The sequence below is a fragment of the Sphingomonas citri genome (assembly GCF_019429485.1).
In the GTDB taxonomy this organism is placed as follows: Bacteria; Pseudomonadota; Alphaproteobacteria; order Sphingomonadales; family Sphingomonadaceae; genus Sphingomonas; species Sphingomonas citri.
The window spans coordinates 1-21,536 of the sequence record NZ_JAHXZN010000020.1 but is presented as its reverse complement, the minus strand read 5'-3'; the positions used below and the strand labels follow the sequence as shown (position 1 = coordinate 21,536).

Sequence of the window (21,536 nt, the reverse complement as noted above, 5' to 3'; positions counted from 1 at the left end):
GGCGCCGGTCGCGGCGCAGACCGGCGCGCCCGGCGCGCCCGGCCCGGGCGCCATCGCCGCGCCCGAGCCGGCGCGGCTCGCTGCCGCGCGGCGCGTGCTCGACCGGCTGATGCCGCCCACGACCCGCGCGGCGACCGTCTCCGCGATGGTCGCGCCGATGATGGCGAACATGCGCGAGGGCATGGCGCGAAGCCCGCAGCTGGGTGCGATGCTGCGGGAGAACGCCAAGATGAAGGCGGTGTTCGAACGCTTCATGGACGCGCAGGAGCAGCGCTCGCTGACGCTGATCCGAGACTCGATGCCGGGGATGGTGGAAGCGATGGCGCGCGCCTATGCGCGCCGCTTCGACGTGACGCCGCTCGGCGAGATCGAGCGCTTCTTCGCCACGCCGACCGGCGCCGCCTATGCCCAGGCGTCGATGTCGGTGATGAACGATCCCGACGTCGCCGCCTTCCAGCGCCAGATGATGGCGGACGCGATGCGCCAGGCACAGGCGAGCACCGGCGATCTCGCCAAGGAGATCGCGGCGGTGCAGGCGGAGGCGCGGCAGTGACGCGGCGCGCGCGATGAGGCTGCCGCCCGACTATGTCGCGGCGATCAAGGAGGCCGCGCGCGAGGCGTTCGGCGAGGGCGCGGTGGTGCGCCTGTTCGGCAGCCGCGTGCGCGACGATCTGCGCGGCGGCGACATCGACCTGCACGTCGAGACCGACCCGCTCGACGACGAGTGGCGCGCGCGCGGCACCTTCGAGGACGTGCTGTTCCGCCTGATCGAGCCGCAGAAGGTTGACGTGATCGTTACTCAGCGCGGCGGCACGCCACGCGCCTTCGAGCAGATCGCCTATCGCGACGGGATCGTGCTGTGACCGAGGGCGAGACCGACGTGCTGCACGCCATCCTCGCCCGGCTCGACGCGCTCCTCATCGCGCTCGAGGAGGATGCCGAGGCACTCGGCACCCTCCCACGCGACATGAGCGAGTTCGCCGCGATGGATCGCGGCCGGCGTGTCGCCTCGCGTGCGCTGCTCAAATCGGTCGAGCAGACCGAGGATCAGCTCGCCCGGCTGTTCCGGCTGCTGCCCAAGCTGATGCTGGTCGAGACGCGCGGCTGGTTCGCCCAGGACCACGCGAACTTCGCCGAGAAGCTCGGCATCCTCGGTGACGGCTTCGCCTGGACCGCGATCATCCGGCTGCGCAACCGGCTGGTCCATGATTACCCGCTCGCGCCCGAGGCGCAGCTCGACCCGCTGATTCAGGCGCATGCCGCCATCCCGCTGCTGACACAGACCGCACGATCGGCCCAGTCGTTCGTCGCCAACGGAGGTCTCTCCCTATGACCGATCCCCGCACTCACCTCGCCACCCACGGCATGTACCGCCCCGAGTTCGAGGGTGACGCGTGCGGCGTCGGCCTCGTCGCCGCGACCGACGGGCGCGCCTCGCGCCGCGTCGTCCAGTCCGCGATCGACGCGCTCAAGGCGGTGTGGCACCGCGGCGCGGTCGACGCCGACGGCAAGACCGGCGACGGCGCGGGCCTCCACGTCGACCTGCCGGTGCGCTTCTTCGACGATTGCGTCGCCGCCAGCGGGCACAAGCTGCTCCCCAACCGCCTCGCCGTCGGCATGGTGTTCCTGCCGCGCACCGACCTCGGCGCGCAGGAGACCTGCCGCACCATCGTCGAGAGCGCGATCATCGAGGCGGGCTACACCATCTACGGCTGGCGCCAGGTGCCGGTGGACGTGTCGGTGATCGGGCTCAAGGCGCAGTCGACCCGGCCCGAGATCGAGCAGATCATGATCGCCGGGCCGCTGCCCGACGAGGTCTCGGCCGAGGAGTTCGAGAAGAACCTGTACCTGGTCCGCCGCCGCATCGAGAAGCGCGTGATCGCAGCGCAGATCCAGGGCTTCTACGTCTGCTCGCTGAGCTGCCGCTCGATCATCTACAAGGGGCTGTTCCTCGCCGAGAGCCTGTCGGTCTTCTACCCCGACCTGCAGGACCAGCGCTTCGAGAGCCGCGTCGCGATCTTCCACCAGCGTTATTCCACCAACACCTTCCCGCAATGGTGGCTGGCGCAGCCGTTCCGCTGCCTCGCCCACAACGGCGAGATCAACACCGTGCGCGGCAACAAGAACTGGATGCTCAGCCACGAGATCCGCATGGCCTCGATCGCGTTCGGCGAGCATTCGGAGGACATCAAGCCGGTGATCCCCGCCGGCGCGTCCGACACCGCCGCGCTCGACGCCACGTTCGAGGCGATCTGCCGCTCCGGCCGCGACGCGCCCACCGCCAAGCTGATGCTGGTGCCCGAGGCCTATTCGGACGACATGCCGCCGGCGCACCACGCGATGTACCAGTATCTCGCCTCGGTGATGGAGCCGTGGGACGGCCCCGCCGCGCTGGCGATGACCGACGGGCGCTGGGCGGTCGGCGGGGTCGACCGCAACGCGCTGCGCCCGCTGCGCTTCACCGAGACCGCCGACGGGCTGCTGATCGTCGGCTCGGAGGCGGGCATGGTGGTGGTGCCCGAGAGCACGGTGATCGCCAAGGGCCGGCTCGGGCCGGGGCAGATGATCGCGGTCGACCTGCACGAGGGCCGCGTGCTGCGCGACCGCGAGGTGAAGGACCGGATCGCCGCCGAGCAGGACTATGCCGCGATGATCGGCGAGTTCTCCACCATGGCCGACCTGCCCCCCGCGCCCGTGGACACGCTGACCCGCTACGCCCGCGCCGACCTCACGCGCCGCCAGGTCGCCGCGGGCCAGACGATCGAGGACATGGAGCTGATCCTGTCGCCGATGGTGGAGAGCGGCAAGGAAGCGATCGGCTCGATGGGCGACGACACGCCGCTCGCGGTGATCTCGGACAAGCCGCGCCTGATCAGCCAGTTCTTCCGCCAGAACTTCAGCCAGGTGACCAACCCGCCGATCGACCCGCTGCGCGAGCGCTACGTGATGTCGCTGCGCACGCGCTTCGGCAACCTCGCCAACATCCTCGACACCGAGGACCGGCGCGAGCGCGTGCTGGTGCTCGACAGCCCGGTGCTGACCTCGACCGACTGGGCGCGGCTCAAGGGCTATTTCGGCCAGGCCGCGGCCGACATCGACTGCACCTTCGAGGCGGGCGGGGGCCCGGAGAAGCTGCGCGCCGCGATCCAGCGCATCCGCAACCAGGCCGAGCAGGCGGTGCGCGAGGGCAAGAGCGAGCTGTTCCTCACCGACGAGCATATCAGCGAGGACCGCGTCGCCATCCCGGGCGTGCTCGCCGCCGCGGCGGTGCACACGCATCTCGTCCGCCGGGGCCTGCGCTCCTACGCCTCGGTCAACGTGCGCGCGGCGGAATGCCTCGACACGCATTATTACGCGGTGCTGATCGGCGTCGGCGCCACTACGGTGAACGCCTATCTCGCCGAGGCCGCGATCGCCGACCGCCACGGGCGCGGGCTGTTCGGCAAATTGTCGCTCGAGGACTGCCTCGCGCGGCACAAGAAGGCGATCGAGGAGGGTCTGCTCAAGATCCTCAGCAAGATGGGGATCTCGGTGATCTCCAGCTATCGCGGCGGCTACAATTTCGAGGCGGTCGGGCTCAGCCGCAGCCTCGTCAACGATCTGTTCCCGGGCATGCCGGCGAAGATCTCGGGCGAGGGCTATGCCTCGCTCCACGTCAACGCCACCGAGCGCCACGAGGCGGCGTACGATCAGGCGGTGGCGACGCTGCCGATCGGCGGCTTCTACCGCCAGCGCCACAGCGGCGAGGCGCACGCCTATTCGGCGCAGCTGATGCACCTGCTGCAGACCGCGGTAGCGACCGACAGCTACTCGAGCTACCTGCAATTCTCGCGCGGCGTCGCCGACCTGCCGCCGATCTACCTGCGCGACCTGCTCCAGTTCAACTTCCCCAACGAAGGGGTGCCGGTCGACCAGGTCGAGGCGATCACCGAGATCCGCAAGCGCTTCGTCACCCCGGGCATGTCGCTCGGCGCGCTCAGTCCCGAGGCGCACGAGACGCTGGCGATCGCGATGAACCGGATCGGCGCCAAGGCGGTGTCGGGCGAGGGCGGCGAGGACAAGGCGCGCTACACGCCCTATGCCAACGGCGACAACGCCAACTCGGTGATCAAGCAGATCGCCAGCGGGCGCTTCGGCGTGACGGCGGAGTATCTCAACGCCTGCGACGAGATCGAGATCAAGGTCGCGCAGGGCGCCAAGCCCGGCGAGGGCGGCCAGCTGCCCGGCTTCAAGGTGACCGAGTTCATCGCCAAGCTGCGCCACGCCACCCCGGGCGTGACGCTGATCAGCCCGCCGCCGCACCACGACATCTACTCGATCGAGGACCTGGCGCAGCTGATCTACGACCTGAAGCAGATCAACCCGCGCGCGCGCGTCTGCGTCAAGCTGGTCAGCTCGGCCGGGATCGGCACCGTCGCGGCGGGTGTGGCCAAGGCGCACGCCGACGTGATCCTCGTCTCGGGCCATGTCGGCGGCACCGGCGCCAGCCCACAGACCAGCATCAAATATGCCGGCACGCCGTGGGAGATGGGGCTCTCCGAGGTGAACCAGGTGCTCACGCTCAACGGGCTGCGCGGGCGGATCAAGCTTCGCGCCGACGGCGGGCTCAAGACCGGGCGCGACATCGTCGTCGCCGCGATCCTGGGCGCGGAGGAGTTCGGCATCGGCACGCTCAGCCTGGTGGCGATGGGCTGCATCATGGTGCGCCAGTGCCACTCGAACACCTGCCCGGTCGGCGTCTGCACGCAGGACGAGGCGCTGCGGCAGAAGTTCGTCGGCACGCCCGAGAAGGTGATCAACCTGATGACCTTCATCGCCGAGGAGGTGCGCGACATCCTCGCCCGGCTCGGCGTGCGCAGCCTCGACGAGGTGATCGGCCGCACCGAGCTGCTGCGCCAGGTCAGCCGCGGCGCCGAGCATCTCGACGACCTCGACCTCAACCCGATCCTCGCCAAGGTCGACGCCACCGACGCCGAGCGCCGCTTCTCGCTCAGCACCTTCCGCAACGAGGTGCCCGACAGCCTCGACGCGCAGATCATCAAGGACGGCGCGCCGGTTTTCTCGCGCGGCGAGAAGATGCAGCTCACCTATTCGGTGCGCAACACGCACCGCGCGGTGGGCACGCGCCTCTCCAGCGAGATCACGCGCAAGTTCGGCATGTCGACGCTGGCCGAGGGTCACGTGACGATCCGGCTGCGCGGCTCGGCGGGCCAGTCGCTCGGCGCCTTCCTGTGTCGCGGCATCACGCTGGAGGTGTTCGGCGACGCCAACGACTATGTCGGCAAGGGGCTGTCGGGCGGCACCATCATCGTCCGCCCGGCGGTGTCCTCGCCGCTGCGCAGCCAGGAGAACACCATCCTCGGCAACACCGTGCTGTACGGCGCCACCTCGGGCAAGTTGTTCGCGGCGGGCCAGGCCGGCGAGCGCTTCGCGGTGCGCAACTCGGGCGCCACCGTGGTGGTGGAGGGCTGCGGCGCCAACGGCTGCGAATATATGACCGGCGGCGTCGCGGTGGTGCTGGGCGCGGTCGGCGCCAACTTCGGCGCGGGCATGACCGGGGGCATGGCCTTCGTCTACGACGCCGACGGCAGCTTCGCGCGCTCCGCCAACCCGGAGAACATCACCTGGCAGCGCGTCGCCGCGGCGCACTGGGAGGAGCAGCTGCGCTCGCTGATCGCCGAGCATGCGGTGGCGACCGACAGCCGCTGGTCGCGCGGGCTGCTAGACGACTGGGAGCGCACGATCGCCTCGATCTGGCAGGTCGTGCCGCGCGAGATGCTGACGCGGCTGGCGCACCCGCTCGACGACGCGGAGACGCTGGTGGCGGCGGAGTGATCGCCTCTCCCCGCGCCGCGGGATGGCAGGGCGTGCGGCCTCCCCGCGGACGCGGCGCCTGAGGAAGCGCCACACGTCGCCCCCTCCCTCACAGGGATCGCGGCGCCACTCGGTCCTGTGCTCCGGCGGGAGGAGGCGCACAGGGTCGCACACACCCCCCGGTGGCGTTCTGCTTGGCCCGGGGTTCCCGCGTTCGCCGGAACACGGCCATCGAGCCCGCACGTCGAGCGATCTCGTCGCGCGATCGTGAACAGCTGGAGAGAATGGCGCCGAGACGCCTCCCCCTCTCGGTAGAGCGGCCCTACTCGATCCGGAACGCGCGGAACGGCGACCCCTTCTTCAGCGGCACCGGCACCAGCCAGTCGAACCGCTCGCCGCGCGCCAGCCGCGCGTAGAAGCCGCCCGGCGCCTTGGCGCGGTAGTTGGTCGATTCGGCCATGTCCGGGCACACCAGCAGCAGCGTCGCGCCGTGGCGCCGCATGATCGCGTGCGCCTGCTCGGGCGTGCCCTTGAAGGCGTGGTGGACGTCGAGGATCGCGTCGCCGTTGCGGTGGTACGGCCCGGCGATGGCGTCGTGGTGGGTCAGCGTGATCAGCCGCGGGCCGATGTCGACGAAGGTGAAGATCGTCTGGCGCGGCAGCCGGTTGAGCGGCGCCATCGCGGGGATCGTCATGCACCGCCCGGTGGCCTTGTTGACGCGGCGGACATAGGCGCTCGGCCGGTCGATCTGGAACCAGTCGATCGCCAGCTGGGTGAAGCTGCCCGACACCAGCACGAACACCGCCACCGCCGCGAACGCCTTCGCCGGCCAGAAGCGCGGCGCGAGCAGCCACGGCAGCGTCGCCCAGGCGAGCGCCGCCGCGCCCGGGATCGCGAGCAGCTGCGCCGCCGGCCCCGCGCGCGCCTGCCACAGCAGCATCAGCGCGGCGAAGGCGCCGAACAGCGCGACCGCGGCCCAGCCGCGCAGCGCCGGCGCGCGCCGCGCGCGCCACGTCGCCAGCAGCGCGCCGATCAGCCCGATGATCGGCAGCGTCACGATCGGCAGCGCGATGCGCAGCGGGTGGCGGTAGATCGGCTTGGCCTCGCGCACGTTGGCGAGCCAGGTGGTGTAGAGCTCGTCCGACACCTGCTCGGGCCGGCCGAGGCATTGCGGGAAGGCGAGCGCGAAGAAGGCCGCCACCGCCGCGCCTGCCGCCAGCGCCAGCGCCAGCCGCACCGCCGGCTTCCTCGGGTCGGCCAGCGCGAGCAGCAGCAGCAGCCCGCCCGCGAGCACCATCACCGACAGCCACACCGGGGTGAGCGCGTCGCAGCGCAGCACGCGGTTGCCGTAGGAGGCGAACCCGGCATAGCCCGCCGCGCTGCCGCCCGCGAGCGTCAGCGCGTAGACCGCGAGCCGGTCGCGTTCGCCGCGGTCGATCACCCAGGCGAGCGCGATGATCGCACCCGACATGGCGGCATAGGGCAGCATCTCCAGCCCGATCGTCAGCGACACCGCGGTGGCGATCCCCACCAGGGCGCCGCCGCGCGCGCCGCGCGGGTCGCACAGCCCCGCCACCGTCACCGCGAGCATCGCCAGCTGCCAGCCGTGGTGGTCGATCCGGTCGGGCAGGAACATGCCGAGCGTCACGTTGGTCGCGAGGAACAGCGCCGGCGCCAGCACCCAGGCGAGCGGGTGGATCAGCCGCCGCAGCGTCGCGCCCAGCGCCACCAGCGTCACCGCCGCGGGCAGCAGCGGGGCGATGCCGCACGCCAGCCGCTCCGCCTCCGCGTAGCCCACCAGCGGGCGCAGCAGCAGGATCAGCCCCGCGATCGGCAGGTCGACCAGCCGCGACCAGTGGATGTCGAACCCGCCCGGCGGGTTGAGCCGATAGTCGCGCAGGTCGTACCAGCCCTGGCCGTTCAGCAGCGCACGCACCTGCATCAGCCGCATGTTGTCGTCGGTGTCGCCGAGCGACAGCCAGTGGATCGCGGCCCAGCGCTTCCACACGAACCAGGCGGCGATCGCCACCCAGACGAGCAGCGACAGCCGCAGCCAGTCGCGATCGATCACGCGCGCCGCTCGCTCCAGCCAGTCACGCGCGCTGTGGCGCTCACCCGGCCCGGCGTCCCGCCCCTGCATATCCAAAACGCTTCCTTCCGGCCGCCGCGCGCGATAGAGCCGCAGCCGCGTCTAGCCCCGGCGGCGCAAAGGGCAAGGTTTTGGCAGCGTCTCACTCATCCCCGTCGTCCCCGCCGCCGGCGTCCTCCTCACAGCGCGAGATGGTCTGGCAGCTGGTGCGCTTCGGCGTGACCGGCGGGGTGATGACCGCGCTGTACGCGGTGGTCTACTGGCCGCTCGCCACCTATGTGATGAACCCGAACCTGGCGGTGGTGGTCGCCTTCCTCAGCGTGACCTTCATCGGCCGCTTCGCGCACGGCGCGGTGAGCTTCCGCGGCCATGGCACGCGCAGCGCGCGTACCGCGCGGCGCTTCTTCCTGGTGCAGCTGTTCGGCTTCTTTCTCCAGCAGGGCTTCACCTGGGTGCTGGTGACCGGCCCCTTCTTCCATGGCCCGACCTGGTGGCCGCTGGTGCCCGCCGTGTCGGTGGTGCCGCTGCTGACCTTCTGGCTCCAGCGCAACTGGGTGTTCGCGTAAACATGAAGGCTGATCGCTGATGGACCGCCGCGTCTACGACCGCATGGCGGAGCACGACTCGACCCACTGGTGGTATCGCGCGCGCCGCGACGTGCTCGCCGATTTCCTCACGCGCGAGGCGCGGCTGCCCGCGGACGCGCGCATCCTCGAGATCGGCTGCGGCACCGGGCACAACCTGCCGATGCTGGCGCAGTTCGGCGACGTCGACGCGATCGAGATCGACCCCGCCGCGCGCGCGATCGCGAGCGAGCGGCTCGGCCGCCCGGTCGGCGCCGCGCCGCTGCCCGAGCTGCCCGGGGTCGAGCGCGGCGCCTACGACCTGGTCGCGGTGCTCGACGTGGTGGAGCATATCGAGGACGACGTCGCCGCGCTGGCGGCGATGCGCGCGTGCCTGAAGCCCGGCGGCAAGATCCTGATCGCGGTGCCCGCGCACCAGTGGATGTGGAGCGCGCACGACGTGGTGAACCATCATCACCGCCGCTATTCCAAGCCCACGCTGGTGCGCGCGATCCGCGCCGCCGGGCTGAAGGAGCGCGGGCTGACCTATTTCAACTCGCTGCTGTTCCCGCTGGCGGCCGCGGCGCGCGTGGCGGGGCGGCTGACCGGGCGTGACGACAGCGACGATTCGCCCCCGGCGGCGCCGCTCAACGCCTTGTTCGAGCGCGTCTTCCGCGTCGAGCGCCACCTGGTCGGGCGGGTGCCGATGCCGATCGGCGTGTCGATCCTGACGCTGGCGGAGCCGGCGTAGCGGAGGGAGGCGTGGCGGCGTTATCGGCGGCGGGGTGCGGTGCCTCGCTCGTCGCACACCGTCATCCCTGCGAAGGCAGAAATCCAGACACGCGACGGTCGCGATAACGATTGGGACGACGGCGCGTCTGGATCCCCGCCTTCGCGGGGATGACGGGCAGAGTGAGGCGAGCGGGCGTCGACCGCTCCGGCGCCCCCCTCACCCCAGGTGCCGCAGCGCCTCGGCCGCGCCGGCCAGCTCGCCGTCGTCGAGCGCGGCATAGACCCGCGGCACGCTCGCCAGCAGCCGCGCATATTTGCCGCTCCCCGCGAACAGCGGCGCCATCTCCGCCAGCCGCAGCAGCGGGCGCAGCGCCGCCGCGACGCCACCGGTGACGATCACCCCGTCCCACGCACCGTAGATGATCGTCAGCTGGCCGGCGTAGCTCCAGAAGGCACGGCACAGCCAGGTGCAGGCCTCGCCCGCGAGCGGGTCCGCGGCCATCGCGCGCGTGATGTCCTCGGCGCTGGTCCAGCGCGGCGCGGTGCCGCGACGGCGCGCCAGCGTCTCGTACAGGCGCACCAGCCCCGGCGCGGAGAGCAGGTCCTCCGCCACCACCGGATAGCGGCCGGGGAAGATCTCGGCGGCGAGCCGCGCCAGCTCCTCGCTCACCGCGATAAAGCCGCCATGCCCCGCCTCGGTCGCGAGCACGCGCACCGCGCCCGCGGCGTCGCGGCTCAGCACCGAGACGCCCAGGCCCGAGGTCATGCCGAGCACGCAATAGGTGCCGGCGCGGCGCAGCGAGGGTTCGTCGCCGGCGAACCGCTCCTCGGCGCGCACGTCCGCGCCGTGGAAGGCCCAGGCCTCGGCCTCGAAGTCGTTGAGGATCAGCGGCGCGTGCCCGAGCATGCCGCGCAGCCCCGAGCGCGACACATACCAGCGCCCGCGCGTGATCGACACCGTCTCGCCGCGCGGCAGCCCCGCGACCGCGAAGGCCGAGCGGCGCGGCGGCGCGTCGGGCCGGGCGTCGCGCAGGAAGTCCATGATCGCGCCGGAGATACTGACGGTGGTGTCGGCGGTGAAGCTGCGCACGCTGTCGCGCCGCACCTGCCCGGCCGCGTCGGTGAGCGCGAAGCGCATGCGCTTGCGCCCGACATGCCCGACCAGCGCCGTCCCCGCCTCCGCCATGCGGCGCTCTCCCTTGCTATTATCCTCGGTGATATCGCTATCAGCGCAGGACTAACAGAGGGTTAGCTGTATCCGTGGGGCGGGTGTTCCACTCCTCCCCGCGAGCGGGAGGGTCTAGACCCTCATTCCCCGATCACGTGCAGCGCCACGCGGCGGCGATGCGGCGCGGCGCGGTGCTCGGCGAGGTAGACCCCCTGCCACGTCCCCAGCACCATCCGTCCGCCCGCCACCGGGATCGACAGCGACACGCCGGTGAGCACGCTGCGTAGGTGCGCGGGCATGTCGTCGGGCCCCTCGTCATCATGCTCATAGTCGCGCGACTCGGGCGCGACGCGCGCCAGCCAGCGCTCGAGGTCGCGGCGCACCGCGGGCGCGGCATTCTCGTTGATCAGCAGCGACGCCGAGGTGTGACGGCAGAAGACGGTGAGCAGCCCGGTCGCGATCGCCTCGCCGTCGAGCCAGGCCGCCACCTCGCGCGTGATCTCGACCAGCCCCGCGCCGCGCGTCGCCACCGCGATCTCGCCGACCGCCTGGCGCATCAGAACAGCCGCCCACCGTCGGGCACGCGCTCGCTGGGCGCCACCAGCACCACCTTGCCCGCGGCGTCGGGGAAGCCGAGCGTCAGCACCTCGGAGAGGAACTTGCCGATCTGGCGCGGCGGGAAGTTGACCACCGCGGCGACCTGGCGCCCGACCAGTTCCTCGACCGCGTAATGCTCGGTGATCTGCGCGGAGGAACGCTTGCGCCCGATCGCGGCGCCGAAGTCGATCAGCAGCTTGTAGGCGGGCTTGCGCGCCTCGGGATAGGGTTCGGCCGACACGATCGTGCCGACGCGCACGTCCACCTTGAGGAAGTCGTCGAACGCGATCTCGGGCGCGGCGGCGGCGGCGGGGTCGTGGGTGACGTGCATCAGAAGTCCGGATTCTCGTAGTAGCTGGGCGGCTCGATGCCGGTGATGCGCTCGGCCAGCAGCGGGCGGAAGCTGCGCCGGCTCTTGAACGCCGAATACCACGCCTTGGTATGCGCGTGGCCGGTCCAGTCGATGCCGCCGAGATAGTCCGCCACCGAGATCTGCGCCGCCGCGGCGAGGTCGGCGAGGCTGATCGTCGCGCCGGCGATCCACTTGCGATGGTCGAGCAGGAAATCGATGTAGTCGAGGTGGCCGACCGAGGATTTCATCGCCTCGCGCAGCCGCGACGCGTCGGGCGTGGTGCGGTGGACGACGCGCTTGATCATCCGCTCGTCGAGCAGCGGCTGGGTCACGTCGCGGTAGAAATGCGTGTCGAACCAGGCGACCAGCCGGCGGATCTCGGCGCGGTTGGCGGCGGTGCCGTTGATCATCGCGACGCGCTCGACGGTCTCCTCGAAGAACTCGCAGATCGCCATCGAGTCGACGAGCACGACGCCGCGCTCGTTGTCGGTCATCACCGGGGTCTGGCCGGCGGGGTTCATGTCGATGAAGGCGTCGCGTCGCTCCCACGGATTCTCGCGCATCAGCTGATAGCCGACGTCCTTCTCGTTGAGGAGCGTGCGGACCTTGCGCGTGAACGGGCACAGAGGGAACTGGTAGAGCTGCCACATGCCCGCCCGCTTAGGCCGAAAGCGCGGCGCGGGGGAAGCGGCTTCGTGGGCGCGCGGCGCGCGACTGTATCGGGGCGGCGCGGTGGGTGGGAGTCGCGCGTGGGGTGGCGTTGCAGCCCCTCCCCTGCAGGGGAGGGGTTGGGGTGGGGCCTATCCACGAGCGTCGCTCATGCGGAAGCGCCCCACCCCCGTCCCCTCCCCTGAAGCAGAGGGGAGATGCGTCCACGTCGTGGGGCGCTGAACGGCAACACGCCGGCGGGCGAAGAGAGGGCGCGCCCGCCCCGCCGGGTCACGCTGCGGGGTGACCGTCGCCAAGCGGCGTGGCAGCGGGGTACGAATGTCGCTCGACGAGCCCGAGCCCTCCACCACCCCGCCACCCGCGGTCGCCGCGCTCGTCACGCTGGCCGCGCTCGCGGTCGGGCTGACGCTGCCCGACGTCGACCTGCGGCTCGGGCTCGGCCACCGCAGCGCGCTGACGCACAGCCTGCTGCCCGCGCTGCTGCTGCTCGCGTGGCGCCGGCGCGCCGCCGCCTGCGGGATCGCCGCGGGCATCGGCGTGCACCTCGCCGCCGACTGTTTCCCGCGGCGCATGACCGGCTATGCGACGGTGAAGCTGCCGCTGCTCGGCGCGCTGCCGCCGCTGGAGTCCTACGCCTGGCTCGCGCTCAACGCCGCGGCGGCGCTGCTGCTGGCGGCATGGTGGGTGCGGCGGCTTCACGCGCCGGTCGCGCGCGCGCTGGTGGGGCTGGCCGCGCTCGCCGCGGCGCTGCGCTACTTGTGGCACGATCCCGGCGGCTGGCCGGTGCTCGCGCTGGCGGGCGGGGTGACATTCGCGGTGGCGCGGGCGCGCGGCGGCGCCTTCTCCGCCGCACGGGGTCGCCGCGCCTGCGGAGCGAGGAGCACGAGGTCGCGCACACCGTGAGGCGCTCGTCGGCCCCATCCCGTTAGAAGCGAGGACGGACCGTGCCGCCGTCGCTTCGGCGCGTCCTCAGCGCAGCTGCTCGACCACCCCGTCGATCACGAACTGCACCGCCAGCGCCGCGAGCAGCACGCCGAGCAGCCGCGTGATCACCGCCTCGATCTTGGCGCCGAGGATCCGCATGATCGGCCCCGCCGCCAGCAGCGAGCCCAGCATCAGCAGCAGATTGGCGCCCAGCGCCGCCATCACCACCGCCGAGCGCTCGAGGCCGTTGCTGCGCGCCATCAGCAGCATCACCGTCGCGATCGAGCCCGGCCCCGCGATCATCGGCATCGCCATCGGGAAGATCGAGACATCGTCGGCCTCCTCGGCGGTGACCTTGGCGGCGCGGTCCTCGCGGCGCTGCGTGCGCTTCTCGAACACCATCTCGAGCGCGATCAGGAACAGCATCAGCCCGCCCGCGATGCGGAACGAGGCGAGCTCGATCCCGAGCGCGTGGAGCAGCGGCTCGCCCGCCAGCGCGAACAGCAGGAGGATCCCCGCCGCCACCACCACCGCGCGGATCGCCATCGCGCGGCGGTGCGCCGGGGTCGCGCCCGCGGTCAGCCCGGCGAAGATCGGCGCGCAGCCGGGCGGGTCGATGATCAGGAACAGCGTGACGAAGGACGAGACGAACAGCTCGACCATCTCAGAGCGACGGGTCCACCGCCAGCCCGGCGCGACGCGACGCCGCCACCACGGTGTTGCGCAGCAGCACCGCGATCGTCATCGGCCCGACCCCGCCCGGCACCGGGGTGATCGCCCCCGCCACCTCCGCGACGCGCGGGTCGACGTCGCCGACCAGCCCGCCCTCGACTCGATTGATGCCAACGTCGATCACCGTCGCGCCCGGCTTGATCCACTCGGGCTGGACGAAGCCGGGGATGCCGACCGCGGCGACGACGATGTCGGCCATGCGCACGTGCGCCATCACGTCGCGGGTGCGGCTGTGCACCGTCGTCACGGTGCAGCTCTCCTGCAGCAGCAGCGCCGCCATCGGCTTGCCGACGATGTTGGAGCGGCCGATCACCACCGCCTCCAGCCCGGCGAGATGCGGGTGGACGTCGCGCAGCAGCATAAGGCAGCCGAGCGGGGTGCACGGCACCAGCGCGTCGAGCCCGGTGGCGAGCCGCCCGGCGTTGAGCGGGTGGAAGCCGTCGACGTCCTTGTCGGGGTCGACCCGCGCGATCACCGCGCGCTCGTCGATGTGGCGCGGCAAAGGCAGCTGGACGAGGATGCCGTCCACCGCCGGGTCGGCGTTGAGCCGGTCGACCAGCGCGACCAACGTCTCCTGCGTCGTGTCGGCGGGGAGGCGGTGCTCGAAGCTCGCCATACCCGCGGCCAGCGTCGCCTTGCCCTTGGAGCGGACATAGACCGAGGAGGCGGGATCCTCGCCGACCAGCACCACCGCGAGCCCGGGCTGGCGCCCGGCGGCCTGGGTGAAGGCGGCGGCGGCGGTGGCGACACGGTCGCGCAGCGCGGCGGCGAAGGCTTTTCCGTCGATGAGGCGGGCGGTCATGACTCGGCCGCATAGAGCGAAGCGGCGCGCTGTGCCAGCGCCGCGGGATCGCCCTCGATCGTCAATCGCTTGAGCCGCCCGGTCTGGCCCGCGACCAGCATCACGTCGCGTCTCGCCACGCCGAAGTGGCGCGCCACCAGCGCGACCAAAGCATCATTGGCGGCGCCGTCGACCGGGGCGGCGGCGAGCCGCGCGGCGAGGTGCTCGTCCGTCCCCGCTGCCAGCGAGTCGCGCCCGCCGCGCGGCGTCACGCGCACCGCGAGCGCGATCCCGTCCGCGGTCGCGCGCCAGGCGCTCAGACGGCGCCGCCCACCAGCACGCTCGCGGCGATGTTGTTGAGGATGATGTTGAGGATCACCAGCCCGAGCAGCACCACCATCGGCGCGAAGTCGATCCCGCCGGTGGCGGGCAGCATCCGGCGGATCGGGCGGTAGAGCGGCTCGGTCAGCCGGTCGAGCCCGTCGTGCAGCCCGCGGATGAACGGGCTGGAGGTGTTGATGATGTTGAACACGATCAGCAGCGACAGGATGAACTGGATGATGATGATCCAGCGCACGAACGAGATCAGCACCTGCAGGATCTGGATGATGGTGAGCGTCAGCACGCGCGGCGTCTCCGTGATGGTGTATCGGTCATATAGGGCACTGGCGCGGGCTGTGCCAGCGGGGTGTGGGATGGGGGTGGACGTCGGCCCCGATCTAGATTCTCCCCGCTCGCGGGGAGGGGGACCCTGCGCAGCATGGTGGAGGGGTGCTTCCGCATACCAGCCGGTGCGTTCGCCGAGATCCCCCTCCACCACTCGCTTCGCGAGCGGTCCCCCTCCCCGCCAAGCGGGGAGGATCTATCCCCTCACCGCCGGATCAGCGTGCCCGCGCCGCGTCGCGTGAAGATCTCGAGCAGCATCGCGTGCGGCACGCGGCCGTCGAGCACCACCGCGGCGTCGACCCCGGCCTCGACCGCGGCGACGCAGGTCTCCAGCTTGGGGATCATCCCGCCCCTGATCGTCCCCTCCTCGCGCAGCCGCTTGATCGCGGCCGGGTCGAGGTCGGTGAGCAGCTCGCCGTCGCGGTCGAGCACGCCGGCCACGTCGGTCAGCAGGAAGAAGCGCGCCGCGCCCAGCGCCGCGGCGATCGCGCCCGCCATCGTGTCGGCGTTGATGTTGTAGGTGTGGCCGTCCGCGCCGATGCCGATCGGCGCGATCACCGGGATGATGCCGTCGCGGCTGAGCGAGTCGATGATGCGGCGGTCAACCGCGACCGGCTCGCCGACGAAGCCGAGGTCGACCTTGCGCTCGATCCCCTGCAGCGGGTCGGGGTCGCGGCCGCCGACCTTCTCGGCCTGGACCAGCCCGGCGTCCTTGCCCGAGATGCCGACCGCGCGGCCGCCGGCGCGGCCGATCCAGCTGACGATCTCCTTGTTGATCGATCCGGCCAGGACCATCTCGGCGATCTGCGCGGTCTCCGCGTCGGTCACGCGCAGGCCGTCGACGAACCGCGACTCGACGCCCAGCCGCTTGAGCATGCTGCCGATCTGCGGCCCGCCGCCGTGCACCACCACCGGGTTGATGCCGACCGCCTTGAGCAGCACCACGTCCTCGGCGAAATCGGCCTGCGCCTCGGGCTCGCCCATCGCGTGGCCGCCGTATTTCACCACGAAGGTCTTGCCCGCGTAGCGCTGGAGGTACGGCAGCGCCTCGACCAGCGTCTCGGCCTTGAGCGACGGGGGCACGGCAGCGATCGGGGCGGCGGCGGGGGTCGGATCGGTCATCCGCGGCGCCATAGCGGCGCGGGCGCGGGGGCGAAAGGTCAGCCGTCGAGCCGGCGGCCCAGCGCGACCATCAGGTAGATCAGCGGCGGCACCAGCACGATCGACAGCACCACCTTGGCCAGCATCTGCCCCGCCATCAGCCAGCCCACCGCGGAGAGGCCGAAGGCGATCGAGATGAACAGCACCGAGTCGACGATCTGGCTGAGCGCACTGGCGGTGGCGGCGCGGAACCACAGGAGCCGGCCGCCCTCGCGCCCCTTCAGCCACGAGAAGATCGTGACGTTGAGCGTCTGCGACACGCCGTAGGCGACGATGCCGCCCGCCCAGATCCACGGCGTCGCGCCCATCATCTGCTCGAACGCGGCGAGATGCGCGCGGTCCATCTCGGGCGCGGCGGGCAGCTCGAGCACCACCAGCGTCAGCACCATCGAGACGAGCAGCGGCACGAAGCCCAGCAGCACGAGCCTGCCGGCGACCTTCTGCCCGTGCAGCTCGGCCACCGCGCTGGAGGTGACGACCAGCAGCAGGAAGGCGAAGATCCCCGCCTCCACCGCGAGCGGCGGCAGCCCGACCAGCGGCCCCAGCGCCGAGATCGGCCCGAGCGACACCTGCTTGTTGCCGAGCACCCCGGCGATGCAGACCATCCCGCCGTAGAAGATCGACAGGGCGAACAGCGAGCGCGGGATCGGGGCGTGGGGAGCGGAGGCCATCGGGTAGCGTCGTAGCGGGCGCGGGGGGTGGGGGGAAGGTGTCGCGGGGGCAAGCTAATCCTCCCCTGCACGGGGAGGATCCCCCCAACCCGTTGCTGATCCGGCACACCCGTTCCCGACTCGCGCGAACATGGCTGGCGGCGCGCGGCCACCGCTGTATGATCCGCCCCCGCGTGCGCGCCCTCGCCGCGCGCCCTCCACGCGGCTCACATCAAAGAAGACGAATGCAGAGAATCCTGATCGGTCTCGCGGGCATCGCGGTGATCCTGCTGCTCGCGGTGCTGCTCTCCGCCGACCGCCGCGCGATCCGGCCGCGCGTGGTCGGCAGCGCCTTCGCGCTCCAGGCGCTGATCGCGGTGATCGTGCTCTACTGGACGCCCGGCCGCGCCGCGCTCGCCGGCGCCTCGGCCGGCGTCGCCGCGCTGCTCGGCTACTCGCAGCGCGGCACCGAGTTCCTGTTCGGCAATCTCGCCAGCCCGGCGGTGGGCGGTCAGAGCTTCGCCATCGCCGCGCTGCCGGTGATCATCTTCTTCGCCAGCCTGGTGTCGATCCTCTATTATCTGGGCGTGATGCAGCTGGTGGTGCGCTGGCTCGGCGGCGCGATCGAGAAGCTGATCGGCACCAGCAAGGTGGAGAGCCTGTGCGCCGCCGCCAACATCTTCGTCGGCCAGAGCGAGTCGCCGCTGGTGATCCGCCCCTATCTCGCCGGGCTCACCCCGCCGCAGGTCTTCACCGTGATGACCAGCGGGATGGCGGGCGTGGCCGGGACGATCCTGGCCGCCTACGCCTCGATGGGGATCAGCATCGACTATCTGCTCGCCGCCAGCTTCATGGCGGCGCCGGGCGGGATCCTGATGGCCAAGATCATCATGCCCGACCGGCGCCTCCCGCCCGAGGGCGAGCTGGCGCTGGGCGACGTGCCGGGCGCGCCGCGCGACGTCGCGCTGGCCGACCATCGCCGCACCGCCGCGGGGATCGGGCCGGCGGCGCTGCCGAGCGAGGCGGCGCACCCGGTCGCGGGCGAGCCGCTCCCCGACGCCACGCACGACGAGGAGAAGCCCGCCAACCTCATCATGGCGGCGGCGCAGGGGGCGCAGACCGGCGTCAAGCTGGCGGTGGCGGTGGGGGCGATGGTGCTCGCCTTCGTCGCGCTGGTGGCGCTCGCCAACGGGCTGCTCGGCGGCGTCGGCGGCTGGTTCGGCCACCCCGAGCTGAGCTTCCAGGGGCTGCTCGGCTATGTCTTCCAGCCGGTGATGTTCCTGCTCAACGTGCCGTGGCGCGAGGCCGGCATCGCCGGCGGGCTGTTCGGCGAGAAGATCGTGCTCAACGAGTTCGTCGCCTACATCGATCTCGGCAAGCAGGCGGCGCAGCTCAGCCCGCGCACCATCGCGATCGTCACGTTCGCACTGTGCGGCTTCGCCAATTTCTCGTCGATCGCGATCCAGATGGCGGTGACGGGCAGCCTCGCGCCCAACCAGCGCCCGACGATCGCGCGGCTCGGCCTGCGCGCGCTGGCGGCGGGGAGCCTGGCCAACCTGATGAGCGCCGCGCTGGCCGGGCTGCTGATCGGCTGAGGGGCCGTTCCGTCGGCTTCGGAGCGCCGTGAGGGAAAACGAACGCTCCCCTCCCCTTCAGGGGAGGGGCCGGGGGTGGGGCGACTCCGCATAGGCCACGCCCGCGGAGACGCCCCACCCCAACCCCTCCCCTGAAGGGGAGGGGCTTGAGTCGCGCTGGATCGGCTTCCCCGACCGGCGAAGATCGTGCCTCGTCCCGCCCCTACCCCTTCATCGCCTCGAGCAGCAGCTTGACGTCCTGGCTGCGGCCGCGCGGCAGGATCAGGATGTCGTTGCCGCTGGCGACCACGATCAGGTCCTCCACCCCGACCATCGCCACCTTGGCGCCGTCGCTGCGCACGAGGCAGTTGCGCGTGTCGAGCATGATCACCTCGCCCGCGACGACGTTGCCGCCGGCGTCGCCCGCGCTGATCGCGTGCAGCGCGTCCCAGCTGCCGACGTCGCTCCAGCCCATCGCCACCGGCACCACGGCGACCCGCTCGGCCTTCTCCATCACCGCATAGTCGATCGAGTCGGAGGGCGAGGCGGCGAAGGCCCCGGCGTCGGGATAGATGCGCGCGCCGTCGTGCCGCGCCGCCTCGAGCGAGCGCTTCACCGCCGCCAGGATATCGGGCCGATGCGCCTCCAGCGCGGCGAGATAGGCCTCGGCGCAGAACAGGAAGATGCCGCCGTTCCAGGCATGGTCGCCCGCCGCCACCATCGCCTCCGCGACGTCGCGCTTCGGCTTCTCGACGAAGCGCGCGACGCGGTGGACGCCCGCGGCGATCTCCTCGCCCACCTTGATATAGCCGTAGCCCGTCTCGGGCGCGTCGGGGGTGATGCCGAAGGTGACCAGCCAGCCCTGCTCGACCAGCGGCAGCGCGGCGTGGATCGCGGCGTGGAACGCCTCGCGGTCGGCGATGACATGGTCCGAGGGCATGACCAGCAGCGGGCTCTTGCCCTTCGCCACCAGCGCGGCGAGCGCGATCGCGGGGGCGGTGTTGCGGCCGGCGGGCTCGAGGATCAGCGCGCTCGGCGCGGCCCCGATGCCGGCGAGCTGCGCCTCCACCTCGTCGGCGTGGGCTGCGTTGGCGACCACCACCGGCGCGGCGAAGGCGTCACCGTGCGCGCGTGCGGCGGTGAGCTGGAGCATCGTCTCGTCCGCGGTCAGCGCCAACAGCTGCTTGGGCTTCTCGGGCCGCGACATCGGCCACAAGCGGGTACCCGATCCACCCGAGAGGATCACCGGCACGATATCGGTCAACGTTATTCCCTTTCCCCCGGGGCGCGCACGGCGCCCGCTTCGTCCGTGACAACACCCCGGCGGGCGCTTGGGTCCCGTACGGTCCTTTGTGCGGTGCGACAATCTGCGTTAACCGCGTAACTGTTCCACCTTCAGCCGTTGTTCGTCAAACGCGGCAGAAAGGCGTTAACGCGCCGGGGCGCCCGAGCACCGTCTTCTCAGCGAGTCACCACCCAGGCCCAACAGGCGGCGAGCCCGGCGCACCCGATCAGCAGCTGGGGCACGCGCAGCCGCGCGAAATGCGCCGGTGCGTTGCCGCGCAGCGCGGCGCGGCGGTCGAGCAGCGCCGCCAGCGCATAACCCGCGGCGAGCAGCGCGACGGCGGTGGCCGCATAAGGTACCAGCAGCGCCAGCCCCGCGATGGTGACATAGGCCACGGCGGCGGCGATCTCGATCGCGGTGGAGGCGTCAGGGCGCGCGAAGCCGAAGCCGCGCCGCACCCCGCCGATGAACGACAGGATCAGCGCGCCCCAGATGATCGCGAGCCGCACCGCGAGCACGCCCCACGGGGCCGGCAGCACCCAGGCACCGAGGCCGGCGGCGACGAGCGGCAGCATCGGACCGTAGCCGAAGACGAGGCTGTCGGTGGGGATGGACCGGTCGGTGGGGGTCGGTGCGTGCGTCGCCATCGCCCCCGAACGCGCGAGCGCGCGATCAGTCGCGCGCGAACGTCTCGTCGGCGGGCAGCACGATCGCGAGCGACGGCAGCGCCACGTCGCGGCGCGCGGGAGCGGTGTCGATCCACCCGCCCTCGACGCGCTGGCGCAAACGGCACGGCTCTTGCTGATGGTGGGGCGTATCCTTCCACCAGCGCCCGGAGCCTGCCTTGACCACGATCGCGAGCCTGCTGCTGACCGCCGCCCCCGGCGCGCTGGCGATCCCCGGCGCCCCCGCCGGCGAGTCGCTCGCCGCCGCGGCGGGCGGGCGCGTCAGGCTCGCGGGGGCGGGCGGCACCTTCCTCGATCTCGTCGCGCCCGCGCTCGACGTCGCGGCGGCAGCCGCGGGCGGCGAGCGGCAGGGGCTTGCCGTTCCCGGCAGCGACTTGCCGCTCTCGCCCGGCGAGGGCGCGCCGCCCGCGGCGGGTCCGACGGGCGAGGCCGCGCTCGCCTGGCTCGCCGACGCGACCGGGCTGGACGTGCCGCCCGCGCCCGTGCTCGCCGACGCGGTCGCCGCGACCGCGCCGCCGCGGCACAACGTGCCGCTGCCCGCGGGCGCCGTGCTGGGTCGCACCGCCGCGGTACGGCGCGCGATCGCGCCCGAGCTGCCCGCGCCGGCGCGCGCCACCGTCGCCGCTGGCGTGCCGTCGCTCGCGGCGGACCGCGCCTCGACCGCGGAGGAGACAGCGACGGCGGAAGCGGCGACGGGCGAGACCCCGACGCCGGCGCCGGCCGAGCTGCCGGCGGCGATGCCGGTCGTGGTAGCCGACCCGCCGCCGCCGGCCGCGCCGCCGGTCGCACCCGCGCCGAGCGCGCCGGCGGCGACCAGCGAGGCTGCCGCCGCGCCCGTCGCGACGGCGATCGCCGCGCCGGCGCGCGCCGCCGTGACGCGCGAGGCGGCGCCCATCCCCTCTCGCTTCCCGCGCGACCCGGTCGCCGCCGAAGCTCGGCCGGGCAGCGCCCTGCCCGCCGCGGCGACACCCACGACGGCGGCGGAGCCGGCATCGGCGACGGCGCAGCCGCGGGCGGACGCCGCCGCCGACGGGCGCGTCAGCCGCGCCGGCTCCCCCGCCGCCGCGGCCGAGTCGATCGCCGCCTCCCCCGC

At 72.3% G+C, this 21,536-nt stretch carries 21 protein-coding genes and 1 pseudogene; 9 read left to right on the top strand and 13 right to left on the bottom strand.

Annotated elements, in window-relative coordinates; all coding sequences use genetic code 11:
• The 4 genes from KZ820_RS21470 to gltB form a co-directional block, all read left to right on the top strand.
• Positions 1–553, top strand: a 553-nt coding sequence (locus KZ820_RS21470; protein ID WP_219750838.1) for a DUF2059 domain-containing protein, incomplete at its 5' end; no start/stop codon positions are given.
• A 13-nt stretch (positions 554–566) separates the two neighbouring features.
• Positions 567–863, top strand: a complete 297-nt coding sequence (locus KZ820_RS21465; RefSeq protein WP_219750837.1) for a nucleotidyltransferase domain-containing protein — start codon at positions 567–569, stop codon at positions 861–863.
• Complete coding sequence (locus tag KZ820_RS21460; protein WP_219750836.1) at positions 860–1,333, top strand: hypothetical protein; 474 nt, start codon at positions 860–862, stop codon at positions 1,331–1,333. Before KZ820_RS21465 ends, KZ820_RS21460 begins: the two co-directional genes overlap by 4 nt.
• Positions 1,330–5,835 (top strand): glutamate synthase large subunit, encoded by a 4,506-nt coding sequence (gene gltB, locus KZ820_RS21455; protein WP_219750835.1) that lies wholly within the window; start codon positions 1,330–1,332, stop codon positions 5,833–5,835. Before KZ820_RS21460 ends, gltB begins: the two co-directional genes overlap by 4 nt.
• 301 nt (positions 5,836–6,136) lie before the next feature.
• Here gltB and KZ820_RS21450 read toward each other — a convergent pair whose 3' ends face one another.
• Complete coding sequence (locus KZ820_RS21450; protein ID WP_258048413.1) at positions 6,137–7,954, bottom strand: AcrB/AcrD/AcrF family protein; 1,818 nt, start codon at positions 7,952–7,954, stop codon at positions 6,137–6,139.
• A 140-nt stretch (positions 7,955–8,094) separates the two neighbouring features.
• On the opposite strand from KZ820_RS21450, the gene KZ820_RS21445 reads away from it, so the two are divergent.
• Positions 8,095–8,469, top strand: coding sequence for a GtrA family protein (locus KZ820_RS21445; protein WP_219750834.1), 375 nt, complete (start codon positions 8,095–8,097; stop codon positions 8,467–8,469).
• A gap of 19 nt (positions 8,470–8,488) precedes the next feature.
• A complete protein-coding gene (locus KZ820_RS21440) occupies positions 8,489–9,217 on the top strand; it encodes a class I SAM-dependent methyltransferase (RefSeq protein ID WP_219750833.1) in 729 nt (242 codons plus the stop codon).
• A gap of 198 nt (positions 9,218–9,415) precedes the next feature.
• Here KZ820_RS21440 and KZ820_RS21435 read toward each other — a convergent pair whose 3' ends face one another.
• The 4 genes from KZ820_RS21435 to KZ820_RS21420 all read right to left on the bottom strand — a co-directional run bounded on the left by KZ820_RS21435 (position 9,416) and on the right by KZ820_RS21420 (position 11,965).
• Positions 9,416–10,384 (bottom strand): glucokinase, encoded by a 969-nt coding sequence (locus tag KZ820_RS21435; RefSeq protein ID WP_219750832.1) that lies wholly within the window; start codon positions 10,382–10,384, stop codon positions 9,416–9,418.
• A 122-nt stretch (positions 10,385–10,506) separates the two neighbouring features.
• Complete coding sequence (locus KZ820_RS21430) at positions 10,507–10,923, bottom strand: secondary thiamine-phosphate synthase enzyme YjbQ (protein ID WP_219750831.1); 417 nt, start codon at positions 10,921–10,923, stop codon at positions 10,507–10,509.
• Positions 10,923–11,294 (bottom strand): tRNA-binding protein, encoded by a 372-nt coding sequence (locus tag KZ820_RS21425; protein WP_183928793.1) that lies wholly within the window; start codon positions 11,292–11,294, stop codon positions 10,923–10,925. Before KZ820_RS21425 ends, KZ820_RS21430 begins: the two co-directional genes overlap by 1 nt.
• A complete protein-coding gene (locus KZ820_RS21420; protein ID WP_219750830.1) occupies positions 11,294–11,965 on the bottom strand; it encodes a glutathione S-transferase family protein in 672 nt (223 codons plus the stop codon). The genes KZ820_RS21425 and KZ820_RS21420 overlap by 1 nt, the downstream gene beginning before the upstream one ends.
• A gap of 301 nt (positions 11,966–12,266) precedes the next feature.
• Between KZ820_RS21420 and KZ820_RS21415 the strand changes: the two genes are divergently transcribed.
• The gene (locus KZ820_RS21415; RefSeq protein ID WP_219750829.1) at positions 12,267–12,887 is read left to right on the top strand and encodes a hypothetical protein; all 621 of its coding nucleotides are present in this window, start codon (positions 12,267–12,269) and stop codon (positions 12,885–12,887) included.
• A 66-nt stretch (positions 12,888–12,953) separates the two neighbouring features.
• Here the strand turns inward: KZ820_RS21415 and KZ820_RS21410 are convergent, their stop codons facing one another.
• The 6 genes from KZ820_RS21410 to KZ820_RS21385 all read right to left on the bottom strand — a co-directional run bounded on the left by KZ820_RS21410 (position 12,954) and on the right by KZ820_RS21385 (position 16,919).
• Positions 12,954–13,571 carry a MarC family protein gene (locus tag KZ820_RS21410; RefSeq protein ID WP_219750828.1) on the bottom strand — a complete coding sequence of 206 codons (618 nt, stop codon included), beginning with the start codon at positions 13,569–13,571 and terminating at the stop codon, positions 12,954–12,956.
• Position 13,572: 1 nt separating this feature from the next.
• Positions 13,573–14,442, bottom strand: a complete 870-nt coding sequence (gene folD / locus KZ820_RS21405; RefSeq protein ID WP_219750827.1) for a bifunctional methylenetetrahydrofolate dehydrogenase/methenyltetrahydrofolate cyclohydrolase FolD — start codon at positions 14,440–14,442, stop codon at positions 13,573–13,575.
• Positions 14,439–14,699, bottom strand: a complete 261-nt coding sequence (locus tag KZ820_RS21400; protein ID WP_219750826.1) for a DUF167 family protein — start codon at positions 14,697–14,699, stop codon at positions 14,439–14,441. Before KZ820_RS21400 ends, folD begins: the two co-directional genes overlap by 4 nt.
• Positions 14,700–14,737: 38 nt before the next feature.
• Positions 14,738–15,046 carry a YggT family protein gene (locus KZ820_RS21395; protein WP_219750825.1) on the bottom strand — a complete coding sequence of 103 codons (309 nt, stop codon included), beginning with the start codon at positions 15,044–15,046 and terminating at the stop codon, positions 14,738–14,740.
• A 245-nt stretch (positions 15,047–15,291) separates the two neighbouring features.
• Complete coding sequence (gene argB, locus KZ820_RS21390) at positions 15,292–16,209, bottom strand: acetylglutamate kinase (protein ID WP_132910188.1); 918 nt, start codon at positions 16,207–16,209, stop codon at positions 15,292–15,294.
• A 38-nt stretch (positions 16,210–16,247) separates the two neighbouring features.
• On the bottom strand, positions 16,248–16,919 hold the full coding sequence (locus KZ820_RS21385) for a queuosine precursor transporter (RefSeq protein WP_219750824.1): 672 nt from the start codon (positions 16,917–16,919) through the stop codon (positions 16,248–16,250).
• 224 nt (positions 16,920–17,143) lie between these two features.
• Here KZ820_RS21385 and KZ820_RS21380 point away from each other — a divergent pair, with 224 nt between their 5' ends.
• Entirely contained in the window at positions 17,144–18,493 is a 1,350-nt protein-coding gene (locus KZ820_RS21380) for a NupC/NupG family nucleoside CNT transporter (RefSeq protein WP_219750823.1), read from the top strand.
• Positions 18,494–18,695: 202 nt separating this feature from the next.
• Here the strand turns inward: KZ820_RS21380 and KZ820_RS21375 are convergent, their stop codons facing one another.
• Both KZ820_RS21375 and KZ820_RS21370 read right to left on the bottom strand, forming a co-directional pair.
• Complete coding sequence (locus KZ820_RS21375) at positions 18,696–19,736, bottom strand: mannose-1-phosphate guanylyltransferase/mannose-6-phosphate isomerase (RefSeq protein WP_258048412.1); 1,041 nt, start codon at positions 19,734–19,736, stop codon at positions 18,696–18,698.
• A 197-nt stretch (positions 19,737–19,933) separates the two neighbouring features.
• Complete coding sequence (locus KZ820_RS21370; RefSeq protein WP_219750822.1) at positions 19,934–20,404, bottom strand: DUF3429 domain-containing protein; 471 nt, start codon at positions 20,402–20,404, stop codon at positions 19,934–19,936.
• Positions 20,405–20,601: 197 nt separating this feature from the next.
• Here KZ820_RS21370 and KZ820_RS21365 point away from each other — a divergent pair.
• A pseudogene (locus KZ820_RS21365) lies at positions 20,602–21,536 on the top strand (hypothetical protein); the annotation flags it as partial.

Coding starts and splice junctions, on each gene's coding strand:
- KZ820_RS21465 (WP_219750837.1), top strand. CDS start 567: ATGAGGCTGCCGCCCGACTATGTCGCGGCGATCAAGGAGGCCGCGCGC.
- folD (WP_219750827.1), bottom strand. CDS start 14,442: ATGACCGCCCGCCTCATCGACGGAAAAGCCTTCGCCGCCGCGCTGCGC.
- KZ820_RS21420 (WP_219750830.1), bottom strand. CDS start 11,965: ATGTGGCAGCTCTACCAGTTCCCTCTGTGCCCGTTCACGCGCAAGGTC.
- KZ820_RS21380 (WP_219750823.1), top strand. CDS start 17,144: ATGCAGAGAATCCTGATCGGTCTCGCGGGCATCGCGGTGATCCTGCTG.
- KZ820_RS21430 (WP_219750831.1), bottom strand. CDS start 10,923: ATGCGCCAGGCGGTCGGCGAGATCGCGGTGGCGACGCGCGGCGCGGGG.
- KZ820_RS21425 (WP_183928793.1), bottom strand. CDS start 11,294: ATGCACGTCACCCACGACCCCGCCGCCGCCGCCGCGCCCGAGATCGCG.
- KZ820_RS21370 (WP_219750822.1), bottom strand. CDS start 20,404: ATGGCGACGCACGCACCGACCCCCACCGACCGGTCCATCCCCACCGAC.
- KZ820_RS21410 (WP_219750828.1), bottom strand. CDS start 13,571: ATGGTCGAGCTGTTCGTCTCGTCCTTCGTCACGCTGTTCCTGATCATC.
- KZ820_RS21450 (WP_258048413.1), bottom strand. CDS start 7,954: ATGCAGGGGCGGGACGCCGGGCCGGGTGAGCGCCACAGCGCGCGTGAC.
- KZ820_RS21435 (WP_219750832.1), bottom strand. CDS start 10,384: ATGGCGGAGGCGGGGACGGCGCTGGTCGGGCATGTCGGGCGCAAGCGC.
- KZ820_RS21440 (WP_219750833.1), top strand. CDS start 8,489: ATGGACCGCCGCGTCTACGACCGCATGGCGGAGCACGACTCGACCCAC.
- gltB (WP_219750835.1), top strand. CDS start 1,330: ATGACCGATCCCCGCACTCACCTCGCCACCCACGGCATGTACCGCCCC.
- KZ820_RS21445 (WP_219750834.1), top strand. CDS start 8,095: ATGGTCTGGCAGCTGGTGCGCTTCGGCGTGACCGGCGGGGTGATGACC.
- argB (WP_132910188.1), bottom strand. CDS start 16,209: ATGACCGATCCGACCCCCGCCGCCGCCCCGATCGCTGCCGTGCCCCCG.
- KZ820_RS21385 (WP_219750824.1), bottom strand. CDS start 16,919: ATGGCCTCCGCTCCCCACGCCCCGATCCCGCGCTCGCTGTTCGCCCTG.